The sequence below is a fragment of the Cedecea sp. genome (assembly GCF_036500665.1).
Taxonomy (GTDB): Bacteria; Pseudomonadota; Gammaproteobacteria; order Enterobacterales; family Enterobacteriaceae; genus Cedecea.
In genome coordinates this window covers 1-16063 of sequence record NZ_DASYBS010000123.1, presented here as the reverse complement: position 1 = coordinate 16063, position 16063 = coordinate 1, and the positions used below count along the sequence as shown (strand labels likewise).

Annotated in this window: 13 protein-coding genes; 2 read left to right on the top strand and 11 right to left on the bottom strand. The window is 55.0% G+C overall.

Annotated elements, in window-relative coordinates; genetic code table 11:
- Positions 1-90: 90 nt before the first annotated feature.
- The 10 genes from tssH to VGM55_RS20640 all read right to left on the bottom strand — a co-directional run bounded on the left by tssH (position 91) and on the right by VGM55_RS20640 (position 12361).
- Positions 91-2745, bottom strand: coding sequence for a type VI secretion system ATPase TssH (gene tssH, locus VGM55_RS20685; protein WP_331636510.1), 2655 nt, complete (start codon positions 2743-2745; stop codon positions 91-93).
- A 182-nt stretch (positions 2746-2927) separates the two neighbouring features.
- Positions 2928-3239 (bottom strand): hypothetical protein, encoded by a 312-nt coding sequence (locus VGM55_RS20680; protein ID WP_154185758.1) that lies wholly within the window; start codon positions 3237-3239, stop codon positions 2928-2930.
- Positions 3240-3301: 62 nt separating this feature from the next.
- Complete coding sequence (gene hcp / locus VGM55_RS20675; RefSeq protein ID WP_154185760.1) at positions 3302-3793, bottom strand: type VI secretion system effector Hcp; 492 nt, start codon at positions 3791-3793, stop codon at positions 3302-3304.
- A gap of 146 nt (positions 3794-3939) precedes the next feature.
- Positions 3940-5637: an OmpA family protein gene (locus VGM55_RS20670; protein ID WP_331636509.1), complete on the bottom strand. Its 1698-nt coding sequence runs from the start codon at positions 5635-5637 to the stop codon at positions 3940-3942.
- Positions 5634-6323 (bottom strand): type VI secretion system protein TssL, short form, encoded by a 690-nt coding sequence (tssL, locus tag VGM55_RS20665; protein ID WP_154185764.1) that lies wholly within the window; start codon positions 6321-6323, stop codon positions 5634-5636. The genes VGM55_RS20670 and tssL overlap by 4 nt, the downstream gene beginning before the upstream one ends.
- Complete coding sequence (tssK, locus tag VGM55_RS20660) at positions 6320-7660, bottom strand: type VI secretion system baseplate subunit TssK (protein WP_331636508.1); 1341 nt, start codon at positions 7658-7660, stop codon at positions 6320-6322. The genes tssL and tssK overlap by 4 nt, the downstream gene beginning before the upstream one ends.
- Before the next feature lie 17 nt (positions 7661-7677).
- On the bottom strand, positions 7678-9225 hold the full coding sequence (gene tssC / locus VGM55_RS20655) for a type VI secretion system contractile sheath large subunit (protein ID WP_154185768.1): 1548 nt from the start codon (positions 9223-9225) through the stop codon (positions 7678-7680).
- A gap of 32 nt (positions 9226-9257) precedes the next feature.
- Positions 9258-9755: a type VI secretion system contractile sheath small subunit gene (gene tssB / locus VGM55_RS20650; protein ID WP_331636507.1), complete on the bottom strand. Its 498-nt coding sequence runs from the start codon at positions 9753-9755 to the stop codon at positions 9258-9260.
- A 599-nt stretch (positions 9756-10354) separates the two neighbouring features.
- On the bottom strand, positions 10355-12004 hold the full coding sequence (locus VGM55_RS20645; RefSeq protein WP_154185772.1) for a putative bifunctional diguanylate cyclase/phosphodiesterase: 1650 nt from the start codon (positions 12002-12004) through the stop codon (positions 10355-10357).
- A gap of 105 nt (positions 12005-12109) precedes the next feature.
- Positions 12110-12361: an HTH domain-containing protein gene (locus VGM55_RS20640; protein ID WP_154185774.1), complete on the bottom strand. Its 252-nt coding sequence runs from the start codon at positions 12359-12361 to the stop codon at positions 12110-12112.
- A gap of 221 nt (positions 12362-12582) precedes the next feature.
- On the opposite strand from VGM55_RS20640, the gene VGM55_RS20635 reads away from it, so the two are divergent.
- The gene (locus tag VGM55_RS20635) at positions 12583-12804 is read left to right on the top strand and encodes a hypothetical protein (RefSeq protein WP_331636506.1); all 222 of its coding nucleotides are present in this window, start codon (positions 12583-12585) and stop codon (positions 12802-12804) included.
- Here VGM55_RS20635 and VGM55_RS20630 read toward each other — a convergent pair.
- Entirely contained in the window at positions 12760-13308 is a 549-nt protein-coding gene (locus VGM55_RS20630) for a GNAT family N-acetyltransferase (protein ID WP_331636505.1), read from the bottom strand. The genes VGM55_RS20635 and VGM55_RS20630 overlap by 45 nt on opposite strands.
- A 182-nt stretch (positions 13309-13490) precedes the next feature.
- Between VGM55_RS20630 and VGM55_RS20625 the strand changes: the two genes are divergently transcribed.
- Positions 13491-15788: an FdhF/YdeP family oxidoreductase gene (locus VGM55_RS20625; RefSeq protein ID WP_331636504.1), complete on the top strand. Its 2298-nt coding sequence runs from the start codon at positions 13491-13493 to the stop codon at positions 15786-15788.
- Positions 15789-16063: the final 275 nt, after the last annotated feature.

The window sequence follows — 16063 nt, the reverse complement described above, 5'->3', positions numbered from 1 at the left end:
CTTCAAACGCCAGCACATCAAGTGCTGGCTCACACCCTTTTACCGTCAGCAGATGGTGGTTGTGGCTGAATCTTATTGGCAGGCTGATGCTCATACGTTTACTCCCTGTATCCGGTCAAACTCCAGCGCAATCCCTTCTTCCTCACTCCATCCAAGCGTCAGCGACTGCGGTTTCTGTTTTGCTGCCATATGGGTCAGTAACTGCTGGCTCAGCACCGGCAAAATTTGCTGATTCAGCAGGCTGTCGACATTACGTGCGCCGGTATCCGGCAGCAGGCAGGCGGCGGTCAGGGCATCGAAAAGACTTTCGTCGATATGGGTGTTCAGGCCATAGTGGCGATGCAGGCGCTGGCTTACCTGCCGAAGTTTCATCTCCACGATGGTACGCATCGCTGCCTCATCCAGCGGCCGGTAAATCACGGTCTGGAAGCGGGCCAACAGCGCGGGCTGGAAGTGATCGCGCAGGATCGGGCGCAGCAGTTCGTGCAGATCGCCTTCCGTTGCCTCTGGCTGTTCCTCAAGCAGCTGCATGATAGGGTCGCTGCCGAGGTTGGAGGTCATCAGGATAACGGTGTTACGGAAGTCAATTTCCCGCCCTTCGCCGTCGCGCATAAAGCCCCGGTCAAACACCTGGTAGAACAGGTTCATCACATCGCGGTGCGCTTTTTCCACTTCATCCAGCAGTACCACGCTGTACGGACGCTTGCGTACGGCTTCGGTGAGGATACCGCCCTGGCCGTAGCCGACGTAACCCGGAGGTGAGCCCTTCAGTTGGGAAACGGTGTGCGGCTCCTGGTACTCTGACAAATTGATGGTAATCAGTGATTTCTCGCCGCCATACAGCACGTCCGCCAGCGCCAGCGCGGTTTCGGTTTTCCCCACGCCGCTCGGGCCAACCAGCAGGAACACGCCCTGCGGGCCGTTCTCTGACGTCAGCCCGGTTTTCGCCGCACGCAGTCGCTGTGCGATGGCATTGAGGGAAACATCCTGGCCCACCACCCGCCTGCCGATTTCATGTTCCAGGCTCAGCAGTTCGGTCTGCTCGTCTTTCATCAGGGAAGAGAGCGGTACGCCGGTCCAGTCGGCAATCACGTTGGCCACGGTGCGGGTATCGACATCAACCGAAAGCAGCGGGTTTGCATGCTGCACGCCATTCAGCTGCTGTTGCAGCGAGTGAGTATCGCTCTGGCGCGAGATATCCTGGCGGCTTTCCAGTAACTGCTCTGTCAGCTCCAGCTCCTGGCCGTACTGCGTTTCCAGTTCGTCGAGGGCAACGGTCAGACTCGCTTCTTCCTGCCCGATACTCTCCAGGCGTTCACCGTGTGCATGACTGCCGACCGCGATATCTTCCAGCAGCGCCTGCTTCTCCATTTCAAGCGCCGTGATTTGCGCCCGGATGCAGGTCAGCTGTTCCGGCACGGTGTCCATGCTCATGCGTACGCGGGCGGCAGCGGTGTCGAGCAGGTCAACGGCCTTGTCCGGCAGCTGGCGTCCGGTCAGGTAACGACGGGACAGGGTGACGGCAGCACGCACTGCGTCATCGGTGATGTGTACATTGTGGTGTTCGGCATAGCGGGATTTCAGGCCACGCAGCATCAGGCACGCGGTGTCATCATCCGGCTCGTCGACTTTCACCATCTGGAAACGGCGCTCCAGCGCGGCATCGCGCTCGAAGTACTGTTTGTACTCGCTCCAGGTGGTTGCGGCGATAGTGCGCAGTTCGCCGCGCGCCAGAGCGGGTTTCAGCAGGTTCGCGGCGTCTGCGCCACCGGCCTGATTACCGGCTCCGATAATGGTGTGGGCTTCGTCGATAAACAGCAAAATCGGCGTCGGTGACTGTTGCACCGCGTCGATGACGTTTTTCAGGCGCTGCTCGAACTCGCCTTTCACGCCCGCCCCCGCCTGCAGCAAACCAAGGTCAAGGGTGCGCAGGCTAACCGGCTTGAGCGATTCCGGCACGTTGCCCTCGGCAATACGCAGCGCCAGACCTTCAACCAACGCGGTTTTACCGACACCCGGTTCACCGACCAGGATCGGGTTGTTCTTACGACGGCGGGAAAGAATGTCGACCATCTGGCGAATTTCGGTATCACGACCGAACACCGGGTCGATTTTGCCCTCTTTGGCCTTGGCGGTGACATCGAGCGTGAATTTATCCAGCGCGTTCTGCAGCGCCGGGTTGAGCTCACCTTCTTTTAGTCCTTCCCCAACAGGGCGGCCAACAAACGCCACTTCTCCACCGTGGCTCTGCGCAAGTTCGGCTTCGTGCTGCACGTCCGGGCGCTCGTCTGACTGTGCGTCCAGCAGGGGGCGCAGGCGATCCAGCTGACTCTGACCGAGGGTCAGCAGTGGCCACAGACCATCGCAGCGCGCCAGTTTAGGTTTATCAACCAGCGCCATCAGCAGATGCACGCTGCGGATTTGCTCTTCACCATTGAGGGAAGCCAGCATCCAGGCTTCCTGCATCAGTTTCTGGATATCGGCGGATAACTGCGGACGACTGCGTACCGAGCGCGGTTGATTATCCAGCCAGCCGAGCAAATCCTGCCACAGTGCATCCATATCCCACTCGTAGCGGCGCGCCAGTACGGTGAGGTCGCCTTCCCCCTGTTCGAGCAGCTTCAGCAGCCAGTGCTCCGGCAAAATTTCCGCATGGGCACGGGTCTGGCAGAGCGAAGCCGCCCCTTCCATCGCACGGGCACAGTAAGGGTTCAGACGTCGCAACAGGATGGCTGGATTTTCCATGAATCTCTCTCTTTGTCGGTTCCTGGACACGCTACCGCCCCTCGCTGTTTCCCGTTCAGGAGACCAAAGCGCATATGGTCGGGCAGGCAGAGGGTGAATTTCTTTGCTGAAGACCCGTGAAGACAGGCACTTAACGAAGAAATCCATTCAGGTCCGCGTGACGGACCTGAACAGGGGGCAAATTAAAAACTGTGCCCCAGATATTCACGTTTATTGATTTCGATAGGTCTGGTCACACTATTATCCAGAATGACATGCCAGCAGGAGCTGTTGGCATTCGGCTGTAATGTCATATGCCACCGTGCATCACCACCGCCGTTCGGCCCGGCTTTACGATGCGGCCCGGCAATCACCTTGAGAGTTCCGCTGCAATAAGCATTGTTTAACTGACTATTCAGCCCACAAGCTTTTTCAATAAGACGTGCCGTATAGTTTTTGCTGAAGCGCTGGTCTTTCTGCCAGTTAGTCGCCCAGTTCGCGAGTGAAACAGACATAGCTCTCTCCTGTAATCGCATTGCGATACACAAAGGGATCGCAATGCGGTGCAAACATGTTCTTACGCGGTAGCGCGTTCGTTCCAGCTATCGGAATGAATGATGTTGCCGTCTTTGTAAGTCCAGGTGATTTTCTCGTAGCGCAGCTCTACGCGCTCAAGGTGGTTGTGTTTCTCTTTCGACGGGTCTTTCACGTCGTACATTTCAGGGTTTACCTTCACCACTTTTACGTTTTCCAGTTTGGTGTTGAAGTACTCCACTTCCTGGCCCGCATCGTTGATCCTGTACCACTTGAATTCCGCAGATTTGAGAGTCTGGCCAGTCGTTACCGCTTTGTAGAGGTACGGGCTGGAGGAGTCGATTTCCTTGGTGAACAGGAACGGCGTGTGGATACGGGTGCCGGTCAGCTTGCCGGTATTGTTGTCGGTCGGGATGTACAGGTTATGCTCCTGCGCCACCACTTCGATGCTGCCTTCACGGTCCTGAACGTCAACGGAGCCTTTGATGTCCGCGCCGCCATCGTCTTTCAGCCAAAGATAAACAGGTATTGCCATGATAATTTCTCCATTTATACACTTCATCCTTCAGACTGCCTCTTTGTTGGCTGCCTTCATTCGCCCCGGTCACAGAGCAGTCTCTGCTCCCGGGGACTCACTCCGTTGCCGCCGCGATCCAGCCCGAATGATTTTGTGTATCCTTTTTACGAAGCGTCATCATCCTGCGATGACGCTGAGGGTTTGCCCGGTATCTGACAGGCGTTAGCCTGCGGTACCAGACTGATTTCGACACGACGGTTGAGCGCGCGCCCATCCGGGGTGTCATTCGTTGCGATCGGGCGGCTTTGGCCATAGCCCTGCACCGCAAAACAGCTTTCAGGTACATCGCCGGTGTCACGCATCCAGTCGCGCACCGCTTCGGCGCGTTTCCGGGAGAGCGTCTGGTTGAGCCCAGGGTTGCCGGTGTTATCGGTATGCCCTGCGACCACAATCAGCCAGCCCGGCTTCGCTTTAATGCCCACCAGCGAATTAACCAACAGTTTGGTGGTGCCCGATTTCAGCGCTGATTTTCCTGAATCGAACAGCGACATACTGTCGAGGCGAACTATTTTCGGTACCGGTTTTGGCTTCGGTTGAGGTTTGGGCGGCGGCGGCGGCGGGATATACGAGCGAATGACGTCCAGCACCTTAAAGTGCAGACGCTCGCCCTGATACAGGCCAAGACTCATCCGGAGCGGCACGCCGTTACGCGTCCAGGTATCCAGCTGCGCGGCATCCTCCCGCAGAACCGCAACGGCATCGGCTTTCGGGCCGTAATCATCCATCGGGATACGGTCGTAACGGGCGATATCAAAGCTTACGCGGTGCAGCAACTGGCGATTGTTCCAGCCGCTGCTGAGCAGCGCGGCAATGGCGGCCAGGGTAAAGATCCAGAGCGCGTAGCGTAAGGTCCGGCCGCGTAGGGTTAATCCCTGACCTTCCGGCAACAGCGGCAAGACGAAATCCGGAAGCAGCGAGGTCACCGTGCTATCGGTGCCCACAGGTTGCCAGCCGGCCACATGCTGCATGGCGGTGTGACGGGACAGCCACGTCGTCCAGGCCGAAGACGCCAGGCTCCCGGCAAGAATGGGGCCGATCCCCCACAGCACCACAGTGGGAGCAATGGCCGGCATATCGGGATGCTGATCCATAAATACCGCTTTGACGTGCTGATGGAACCAGCTCATCAGGCTGTTCATCAGCACCTGTTGCTGCATCGCAGGCGTTCCGCCGCTGGTGACCCATGAAGCAATTGAGGCCGGTGCTGAAGACTCACGCCAGACCCTCCCCCCTTCCCCCGGGAAAGCAGCCTGCCAGAGCATGTCATTTGTCATCGCACTGCCGACCTGACCATTCAGGACCAGCGGCACGGAATGGCCGGTTTCCTTACGCAGCTGGCAGATTTGCCAGCGCAGGGCCAGCAGACGACTGGTAAGCCGCTCGCCGTCGGCATGCTTTTGCGGACAGACGCTCACCATGACCGACAGCTGGCGTCCCCAGTCCGGGCGCTGCCGCAGTACCTGGCGGGCCACAAGCTCAAGATCCTGAAAATCCTCCACGCGGATCCAGCACCCCTGCGTAACGATCAGCACCGATGACTGTTGTGGCCAGGCCAGCGGTAAATCGCCGCAGACCAGCACCACGGGCTGGCGGTAGGTCGCTTCCGGGAGGTCATCCAGGCACAGAGGAACATCGTGCTCAGCCCGGCGTCGGGCGACAGACCATAAGGCGGCGATCACCCCCAACGCAGCCAAAAGAATGAGCACAGAAACCAGCCGCGACACCGGCAGAAAACCCAGGCAGATCGCTACGCTCAGCAGCGCGGCCCAAAGCGCAAGCCCGCGTTGTTGTGCAGGACTCATTGCACGGCTCCCGGCAGCAGAGTCAGTAGCGTTCTATCGAGCCAGTGATCCAGTCCCCACCACAGGGCAGCAAGGACAATCACACTCAACCCAATACGCACCGGCCACGACGCCAGCCAGCCGCCTATGCTCCGTCCGGCATAACTTTCTGCCAGTACCGGATGGGTCTGCGGATAACTGAAAGACGTAACATGTTCACTGAGGGCTTTCACGAGCGTTTGACGCGCCGGATCGTTCAGGGAACGGAAACTTCCGAGAAATCCCAGCATCATCACCCGCTGGAAACAGGTCACGACGGCATTATCCGGTGCGGGGTTGCGCAGCACATCACGCATCCGATCACACAGGGTGTCCCCGGCATCCATGGTGCCAAGAAAGTGCCCCTGCAGAGGAATGTCATACCACTGCACGCAGGCATCGTCCTCTACCCCGCGGCCTTTTACCGCTTCATCAAGCAGCGCACACTGCGCGGTGAGGATATGCAGACAGCTGGCTTCATCGAGGTCACTTGCTTTCAGTTCACGCTGCACGCGTTCCACATCGGCGATACAGCGTTCCCACAGTTTTCGGCCTTCCCCTTCCAGGAACCGCGGGCCGTGACGCAGGCTGATGACCTGTAGCCAGGTGTCCTGCAACAGCGCATCAATATCAATGGACGCGGCGGTGCCGCGTTTACGCTCACTCATGTTCTCAGGACCGCAAAGAGTTCAAGTTCAGGCTCGCCGAGCATCCCCGGGACGTAAAACATACAGGTGCCGCTCTGGAGCATTTCTGTCGCCAGAGGGTGCGAGACATCGAGACTGAAATACTGGTTTTCCAGACGCAGCGGAATAGCCGCAGGCACATGGCGCAGTGGCGTCAGCGGCACGCCCACGCGGGAAGAGTTGACGATCCCCCGCACATGGTCCGGGCTGCCCACTTTGCACTGGCGTGGGAACTGCTCCTGCAGCTGCGCCACCGGCATCGGTGAACGCACTGAGAGGTAGTAATCCGCCCCTTCGCGCAGCCGCGGGTCATGCAGGCGGGCCTGCCAGAAGTGAAGACGAGGATCATATTCAAGCTCAAGCGACACCACTCGCGATGGCAGGCTGGCTTCCAGCAGGTCACCCAACAGGTCAAACAGCGGGGGGAACACGGCGTTCAGTTGCTCATGCTGCCAGGCCGGAATAGCGCTGACCTGGTGCTCCAGCGAGAACGTCAGCAGGCTGCCGGCCAGGCGGGCAAGCTCCGGATACAGCCGCTCCGGGGGGCTTTGCGGGTTACGCTGAAACTGCCCGAGAACCGGCTCTACGCTGTTCAGGGCATTCAGCAACCAGAACAGGGAAACGTCGGCCACCGCAAAATCTGCCATGCGTTCGTTACTCTCGCGGCGCATTGCCATCAGACGGCTCAGGCGGGCACGCAGCTGAGTCATAAGCTGTTCCAGCTGGGTCACCAGCCAGCGGCTGCCCTGCATCGTCAGCAGCGGAGGAAGAAAAGTATCGTCAATCAGCCAGCCCCCCTGCGAGTCCTGCTGCAAACGGGCCACAGGGCAGGTCAGGTAATCACTGTTGTTTTGATGAGCAAAGCGCAGGGTTAGCTCTGGCTGCATCACCGCAATCTGGCGGGTGTCTTCCCCGAAGGTATTGCGGACATCCCGCCAGCGCTGGCGAAAACGCACCGGACGCTCTGCCACCTCATCGGGTTTCAGGCAATTACCGCCGTTCGCCCGCAGCAGCGGGAGTGCCAGAACCACCACCGCGTGATGAGATTCACCCTCGGGCGACAGCGCCGGTGGCAGAGCATCAGCATTGTCGGTGTCGATGAGCGTACCATCCGAAAAACGAACACGCAGATGACGGGCCTGCAGGCGGCCCAGCTTTAGCGCATCAGGTTCGAAGGTGGCATTCATCACTCCCCAGGGCTGGGCGAGTCCCAGTTGGGCAATGCATTCCGCAGACCAGGCCGCATACGCGGCCTGTTGCTGGAAGTGCTGGGGAGAGACCATCTGGCCCCTGCCCCATAACGGTTGTTCCGTTTTCATCGGCTTCCTGCCTTACGTTACGATTTCGCCTTCGGCATCTGGGAAACCAGCGACAGGTTGACGTCCATGCCTTCCACCTGGAAGTGCGGTACCGCATACAATTTGACGCGGAAGAAGCCCGGATTGTCCTCGATATCTTCTACCGTTACCTTCGCATCACGCAGCGGGTGTGAAGCCTGCAGTTCGTCGCCCGGATCGGTCATTTCAGTGACCAGACTACGTACCCACGTGTTGAGCTCCAGCTCCAGCAGGCGGCGGTCTTTAGTGGTCCCAATATTTTCGCGCTGAATAAGCTTCAGGTAGTGAGCGATACGTGACAGCAGGAAGATGTAAGGCAGGCGCGCGTTGATGCGGCTGTTTGCTGTGGCATCAGCCGTGTCGTACAGTGCAGGTTTCTGCGTGGAGTTCGCCGAGAAGAAGCATGCATAATCGCGATTCTTGTAATAAGAAAGTGGAATAAAGCCCAGGTTGGCGAATTCGAATTCGCGGGTTTCCGGGATCATCACTTCAGACGGAATTTTCACCTGGTTGCCGGTACCCAGATCGTAAAGGTGAATCGGCAGATCCTGAACCGCCCCGCCCGCCTGTGGGCCACGAATTTGCACACACCAGCCGTTATTGATAAAGCTGCGCACCATGTTTGCAGCAAAGGCAAAGGAAGCGTTAGTCCACAGGTATTTATCGTGATCCGGGCCTTTAACTTCTTCAACATAGTTAAAACTGCGTACCGGTACGGTATCCGGGCCATAAGGCAAGCGGCCCAGCACGCGCGGCATGACAAGACCGATATAGCGAGAATCATCTGTATCGCGGAAGGATTTCCACTTGATGTATTCCGCACGGTCAAAGTAGTTGCCAATGTCTTTGATTGCGGCCATCTCTTCCATCGACTCTTTCAGGAAGAATTTCGGACCAGCAGCACCGATAAACGGCATATGCGCCGCGGCAGACACTTTCGAAATATTACGCAGCAGCGCAACATCCTGGGCGGAGGCGTCAAACTCATAAGCAGAGATCAACGCACCAATAGGCTCCCCGCCAGGGGTATCGTATTCAGCCACATAAGTTTGCAGATAGAGACCGCTCTGGACAATTTCCGGGCTGTCCTCAAAGTCCTGACGCAGATCGTCTTTAGACAAGTCCAGCAGCTCAATTTTGACGTTCTGGCGGAAGTCAGTTTTATCCACCAGCGATTTCACGCCGCTCCAAAGGGACTCAACGGCCTGGAACTCCTCGTGATGCATAACCGCATCCAGCTGACGGCTGATTTGATAATCCAGTTCGGCGATATGGTGGTCAATCAGCGACTTATCGAGTTTCTCAACTTTTGAGCCAGCTTTACTGAGGCATTCAAGAAACACCCGCATGCCCGCAGTCAGTCGCTCATCGGCGGTAGCATCGGACATCGCTTGATTGTCCTGCCAGATATCCAGCGCGCTTAATTCTGAAACCGGGCTGAGATTGATTTTTTCAAACAGAGAAGCATAAACGCTACCTGCGTCATGGCGTTCAAGCACGACGCTTTCGCTACCGGCAGTATTTTCGTTTTGTACAGACATCAGCATTCCTCATTTAATCCGTTAAATATCGTGACGACTTATGCCTGTTTGGGCGCCAGGGCAGACAATTCAGCGCGAAGTTCAGCGCTCAGTGCCGGGTCAATCAGAATCTTTTCCAGTTCTTTTCGGAAAGCCTGGTTATCGAGAAGATTGGCTTTAAGATCGCGAAGCAAATTACGCATCGCCAGCATGGCTTTCAGCTGGGGTATTTGGCGCGCCACCTCTTCCGGAGTAAAATCTTTCATGTCACGGAAGGTGAGACGGATATTCTCTTCGCTACCCTCTGCGGCCAGCGTATTCGCCACGGTAATGTTAATTTTTGGGGAATATTCAGAAAGAACACTGTTGAAATTATTTTTATTGATGTTTTCCTTTACTCGTTCAGATAAAGGTGCCGTTTCACCACCATGACTAAAATCACCGGCAACCAATAGCTTTAACGGTAATTCTGTTTTCTTCTGCGCCCCACCCGTGTGTAAATCCAGCTTTAAATTGATTCGTGCTTTGGGCACCTCACCCTGGAAACTATCAGCCATCTTCTCATCCCTCCGTTATCACTGCATGGTATTTTTGGCACTACGTTACACCGCGCAAAATAATAGAACAATGAACAAAGTTGGATCAATTTTTTACAGTGCTAAAAATCTCAATAATACTTATAAGAATATTCATGATATAGAATGAACATTGAGGATTAGTCTTATAAAGATGATATTACAAACTTATATACAGGCCAGGAACGAGATTTAAATTTATTTTTACAGCAAAAAGCAGAACACAAGGAAAAATAAAGTAAAAAATTGACTCAAATCAATACAGAAGCCAAAATCAACCTAACAATATGAAAAATATAACTTTCAGCAAAAAAAACCCTCAACCTCTAAATGTAACCAAGAATAATCTTAAATTTACTAAAACAGCCCATCTCGGTCGCCATTCGTCGCAGAAGAAAGGGTAAGAAATACATAAAATAATAACAGAGAGATATTATCACTTGATAAAACACCGCTATACAAGAATCATCCTGGACGGAAAATAGGCGACAACATGCTCGTCAGAGTACAAATAAAAATAAAGTTATCACATGTACCCACTGTACTGACGGCAGTACAGCTAACCTGCACTGCCGTTCTTTTTAGCGATGGATATTTTTGATATCTACAGGCTGTCCGAACAGGAACCCCTGAATCTCAGTGCAGCCTTCCTCTTCGAGAATACGCAACTGCTCGTTTGTCTCGACGCCTTCAGCAATCAGCGGCGTATTGATGGAGTTGCCGAGAGAAATAATGGCACGTACAAAAGAACGAGCCTGGAAATTACTCTCAACATTAGTGAGGAAGCTGCGATCCAGCTTGATGACATCAAAATGGAACTCACGCAGCGTGCTCAGCGATGAGTACCCGGTGCCAAAGTCATCCAGCGCAATGCTGATCCCCATTTTCTGGAACTGATGCAGGATGTTAAACGTCAGCTTTTTGTTAATGATAAAAGCCGTTTCCGTCACCTCAAATTCCAGCAGCGTTATCGGCCACGCTGTGCGCATTAAGATTTCGCGAACATTGTCGATAAAACTGAGGTTACGCAGCTGCACCGGGGAAATATTGATTGAGATTTTTTTATCGAGCTTGTTTGCCAGCGACTCTTTGCAAACCGTTTCAATCACCCAGTAGCCCAGCGGAACAATTGCGCCACTTTCCTCCGCGATGGGGATAAATTCATCCGGGGGAATAAGACCCTGTTCCGGGTGATTCCAGCGCAGCAGGGCTTCATAGCCGGTAATGGCTTTATCCTTGAGCGAGCGTTTTTCCTGGTAGTGAATGAAGAATTGCCCTTCTTTGAGCCCACGGCGAATATCGGCGGCCATCAGGTTTCGCAGGCGCGTTTTTTCATCCATGTCTTTTTCATACCAGCAAATCTTGTTATCCAGATTGGCTTTGGCGCGGTACATGGCCAAATCGGAATTGCTGATAAGCGTATTGATATCTGTGGCGTCATCAGGGTATATCGCCACCCCGATACTGGCACCCACGGTAATTTCGCTATGGGCGAAAATCTGTTTACCCACAAAGCAGCCGTGTAGACGTTCGGTAAAATTGCGCAGTTCATCATCGTGGTTATAGGGCTTGGCGGCGACAAACTCATCGCCGCCAAAACGGGCAACGATCTCATCTTTTTCGATGGTTTTCAGCACCGAGGCCGACACGCGCTGCAAAAGCTGGTCGCCTATCAGATGTCCCTCGGTATCATTAATCTCTTTGAACTTATCCAGATCAACGGTGCAGATGGCAATACGGTTATAGTCAGTCTCGGTAAAGAGTTTTTCCACAAAACTGAAAAACTCGACGCGGTTAGGTAGCCCGGTTAGCGCGTCGTAACGAGCAAGCCACGAGATTTTATCAATCACCACTTTTTGCTCGCTGATGTCGCGGGTAATTTTCGCAAACCCCAGCAGTGCCTGCATTTCATCATAGATGGCGTCAATCACGACATGTGCCCAAAAGCGGCTGCCGTCTTTTCGGTAACGCCACCCTTCCCCCTCAAACTTGCCGTTTTTCAGGGCAATATTCAGGTTACGCTCAGGTAAACCACTCCTTTGCTCGGCTTCGCTATAGAAAATACCAAAGTATTGCCCCACAACCTCTTCGCGCAGATACCCCTTTGCCCGCCGCGCGCCTTCGTTCCAGGTGGCGACCGTGCCATCAATATTCAGCATGTAGATAGCGTAGTCTTTTACACTTTCCACAAAATGACGATAGGCGATATCAGTTAAGCTTTCAGTACGCATCTTGCCCTTGAATTAATTGTGGTTTTTCATTAATAAAAAGAGTAATTTACCGCATTATCGGCACCGTCGCTATGAAGCTTTAAGCACGCGACCGGGTTCATAAGATCACTTTTTCCGCTTGATCCGCAACAGGTAGTTTTCCAGCTGCTGAGTCACTTCCCGGCTGAGGGCGTACTGATCGTCGCCAACATGATAAACATAGTTGCTAAGTCGCCTGAGATCCCGGTAAATCGTGCGCTCGCTGACGCCAAATTTACTGGCCAATTGATGACGAGACACGCGCTCGCAGCTCAGCATTTCACAAAAAATACCGGCTATCCGGTCTGCCAGCAGCGTGCTCTTTTCGGGGGGGGTCATGAGTGTTTCTCCTGCAAGTAAGTGTCAGGAATGTTAGCGCGATTAGATGACAGGTCATGTCAGCCACCCGCACAATATATCTTGCTACAGCAATGTCATTATTACGCAACGTTATGACAAGACTAGATTTTTTTGCACAAAAATTAGCGCCTGCGGAGATCGGACGACATGCCAATGACTTTGCGGGTTATAATCGCGCCTTACAATTAAGTTGACAGACTATGACCGTGAGCAAACATCGGGTAACAAGACCAGATGAAATAGAGATGAAGCGCCGGGCCTGGTATCAGGCACGACGGGCCATCCTGAGCGGCAGGCCGGACGTCGCGCCACTTACGCCTCCGGCGACGCTATACGAAGAGCTGGCGATCGGCTATCACATCCGCCAGTTAACCCGGCTACAAAAGTGGTTTATCGACCAGGATCTCCCGCTTCCCGAGTAGATAGCGCATGGCACAACGGGGTAAAACCATAAGCCCGGCAGCGCGTTGGTGCGCTAAGCAGCGAGTGAGCTCCGGCGTTAGCCGCTCAGTTTCTATGACGCTAAAACCGTGGCGCTGATACCATGGAGCATTCCACGCCACATCCCTGTAGGTCGTGAGGGTTATTTCTTTCACGCCCAGCGCCTGTGCTTTTGCAAACACCGCTGCCAACAATGCCGCCCCCACCCCCTGGCGTTGAAAATCTGGGTGAGTGGAGATTTCTGCAAGATACAGTCCTTCATTACCGTGCTGACAATAACAGAACCCTTTTATCCTGCCGTCGCGTCCTTCCACTTTCCATGCCAGTTCGTCTTCAATCGCTGCCGCATGCGTTGCGTAATCCGTCACCGCAGCCGCCGCTAAAAATGCAAGCGCTGGAACAGAAAGAAAACGGCGTGCAGCCGCCGCCTCAAGGTGCTGTAGCTCTACAATATCGCCCACACAACTGGCACGCACGATCATCATCTCTTTCCTTTATTGAGAGTGTTGCGCTGAAGTCTAACAGGGTATTCCACAAAGTCCTGGCCGTTTCGTTGAGCGCAGATTGACGTTAACACTTCCACAAATGTTAATCAGGAGTAAACTAAAGGTAAGCAACTCATCTGTGTTATTGCGCAACATCCACCATAACAAGTGACACCTGCCATATGAAATTCAAACCGGCTATTAAGCCTTACCAGGCCGCTGCAGGCGGCTGGGGTTCTCTGGAAGCGACGACCCGCTTCGTTATCGACAGCAAACATGCTCTGAAAAACCTGCGCAATTTGTTGCGCATGAACAAAGCCAAAGGCTTTGATTGCCCCGGCTGCGCCTGGGGGGACGATAACAAAAGCACCTTTAGTTTTTGTGAAAATGGGGCCAAGGCCGTCACCTGGGAAGCAACACGCCGCTTTATCGACAGCGAGTTTTTTGCTCAACACAGCGTCAGCAAACTGTATCAGCAAAGCGATTACTTCCTCGAATATCAGGGTCGCCTGACCGAGCCGCTCAGCTATAACCCACAAACCGATCGCTACGAACCCATCAGTTGGGCCAACGCGCTAAGCCTGATTGCGCAACATATCCAGGCGATGGATAATCCCGACCAGATTGAGCTTTACACGTCCGGTCGCGCCAGCAATGAAGCTTCTTATCTTTATCAGCTTTTTGGCCGCATGCTGGGCACCAATAATTTCCCGGATTGCTCCAACATGTGCCACGAAGCCAGCGGCAGCGGGCTAAAACGCAGCATCGGCGTCGGGAAAGGCACCATTCGGCTGGATGATTTCGACAAAGCCGACGCCATTTTTGTGTTTGGCCAGAATCCCGGCACCAACCACCCTCGAATGCTGCACAGCCTGCGCCATGCGGCAGAAAACGGGGCACAAATAGTCACCTTCAATACGCTGCGTGAGCGTGGCCTGGAACGCTTCGCCGATCCGCAAAAACCGCTGGAAGTGATCACCCCGCTGGCGGGCACCATCAGCACTAATTATTACCAACCGAATCTGGGCGGCGACATGGCCGCGGTTCGCGGTATGGCAAAAGCGCTGCTGGAAACCCATCGCCGCCTGATGACTGAAGGTGAAGACGGCGTGTTTGATCTGGCGTTTATCGACGCTCATACCCACGGCGCTGAAGCCTGGTTCACCGCCATCGATGAAACCAGTTGGGAGAAAATCACCCAGCAGTCCGGTCTGAGCGAACTGCAGCTCCGCGATGCCGCAGCCATCTGGCAGCATTCAAAGCGGGTGATTTTTACCTGGGCGATGGGCATCACCCAGCATAAACACTCGCTGAACACCGTGCGCGAAATCGTCAACCTGCAGCTGCTCGGGGGGCATTTAGGGCGGCCGGGGGCGGGACTTTGTCCGGTGCGCGGCCACAGCAACGTGCAGGGCAACCGTACGATGGGGATTGATGAAAAGCCGCCGGCAAGCCTGCTCGACAATCTGGCCAAACAGTTTGATTTTGAGCCTCCGCGCGCGAACGGCCACAATACCGTTGAGGCCCTGGCCGCCATGCTGCGCGACGAAATTAAAGTGCTGATTGCGCTGGGCGGAAACCTCGCCGCTGCGGCACCAGACAGCCCACGCACGGAAGAAGCCATCAGCCGCTGTGGCCTGACCGTGTTCATCAGCACCAAGCTGAACCGCAGCCACCTCGTGCCGGGCAAAGCCTCGCTGATCCTGCCGACGCTGGGCCGTACCGAAGAGGACATGCAGGTTACCGGACGTCAGTTTGTCACCGTCGAAGACTCCTTCAGCATGGTGCACGCCTCCGAAGGCATCGGCAAGCCGATTGCGGATACGCAACGTTCTGAAACCGCGATTGTTGCCGGCATAGCGGATGCGGTTCTGGGCAGAAGCAAACTGGACTGGCTGGCGCTGGCCGACGACTACAATCTAATTCGCGATCATATTTCCGCCACCTTGCCCGGCTTTAAAGATTTCAATCAACGCTGCGAAGAGCCGGGAGGATTCTACCTGGGCAACGCGGCGGCCGAACTGCGCTTTAATACGCCAAGCGGCAAAGCTGAGTTCAGCGATGCCCCGCTGCCGGATTCGCTGTGGCAAGGTGTGGAAGCCCCGTTTACGCTGCAAACGCTGCGCTCACACGATCAGTACAACACCACGATTTATGGCCTGGACGATCGCTATCGCGGCGTTTACGGCCAGCGTGAAGTCCTGTTTATTCATCCTGATGATATGGGTGAGCTGGGTCTGAACGACGGTGATAAAGTCGATATTGAAACCGTCTGGCACGACGGGATTACCCGTAAAGTCAGCGGTTTTAAGCTGGTCGCGTATGACATTCCGCGCGGCAACCTCGCGGCCTATTACCCGGAAACCAACCCTCTGGTGCCGCTTGGTAGCGTCGGGGACGGCACGGGCACGCCGACGTCGAAATCCGTGCCGGTGAAAATCTCCCGCAGCGAAGCGGAGAATACGCGCCGAATCGCCTGATCGGGAATCACATTCCCTCTCCCGCAAGGGAGGAGATATTGCTCACAGATATTCTCCATGATGGCTCAGCTTAAGTTCCGTTCACTTTCAGCCCTGTTTTATCTGTAACCACCGCACCAGTGAACGTCTCAGGGGAATCACCGTCATTCCCCCGAGACCCCGGACTCCCGGCCAAATAAATCGACCGCTGAAGCGGCAGACCTCCGTTTTATCTCCCAGTCCTGGGTCGGCTGAGATGCGTTCCCGACGCTCTCAGCCTCCGGCCGTTCCCGACG

Excerpts from the sequence above, each read along its gene's own strand:
- tssH (WP_331636510.1), bottom strand. The coding sequence starts at position 2,745 with ATGGAAAATCCAGCCATCCTGTTGCGACGTCTGAACCCTTACTGTGCC.
- VGM55_RS20680 (WP_154185758.1), bottom strand. The coding sequence starts at position 3,239 with ATGTCTGTTTCACTCGCGAACTGGGCGACTAACTGGCAGAAAGACCAG.
- hcp (WP_154185760.1), bottom strand. The coding sequence starts at position 3,793 with ATGGCAATACCTGTTTATCTTTGGCTGAAAGACGATGGCGGCGCGGAC.
- VGM55_RS20670 (WP_331636509.1), bottom strand. The coding sequence starts at position 5,637 with ATGAGTCCTGCACAACAACGCGGGCTTGCGCTTTGGGCCGCGCTGCTG.
- tssL (WP_154185764.1), bottom strand. The coding sequence starts at position 6,323 with ATGAGTGAGCGTAAACGCGGCACCGCCGCGTCCATTGATATTGATGCG.
- tssK (WP_331636508.1), bottom strand. The coding sequence starts at position 7,660 with ATGAAAACGGAACAACCGTTATGGGGCAGGGGCCAGATGGTCTCTCCC.
- tssC (WP_154185768.1), bottom strand. The coding sequence starts at position 9,225 with ATGCTGATGTCTGTACAAAACGAAAATACTGCCGGTAGCGAAAGCGTC.
- tssB (WP_331636507.1), bottom strand. The coding sequence starts at position 9,755 with ATGGCTGATAGTTTCCAGGGTGAGGTGCCCAAAGCACGAATCAATTTA.
- VGM55_RS20645 (WP_154185772.1), bottom strand. The coding sequence starts at position 12,004 with ATGCGTACTGAAAGCTTAACTGATATCGCCTATCGTCATTTTGTGGAA.
- VGM55_RS20640 (WP_154185774.1), bottom strand. The coding sequence starts at position 12,361 with ATGACCCCCCCCGAAAAGAGCACGCTGCTGGCAGACCGGATAGCCGGT.
- VGM55_RS20635 (WP_331636506.1), top strand. The coding sequence starts at position 12,583 with ATGACCGTGAGCAAACATCGGGTAACAAGACCAGATGAAATAGAGATG.
- VGM55_RS20630 (WP_331636505.1), bottom strand. The coding sequence starts at position 13,308 with ATGATGATCGTGCGTGCCAGTTGTGTGGGCGATATTGTAGAGCTACAG.
- VGM55_RS20625 (WP_331636504.1), top strand. The coding sequence starts at position 13,491 with ATGAAATTCAAACCGGCTATTAAGCCTTACCAGGCCGCTGCAGGCGGC.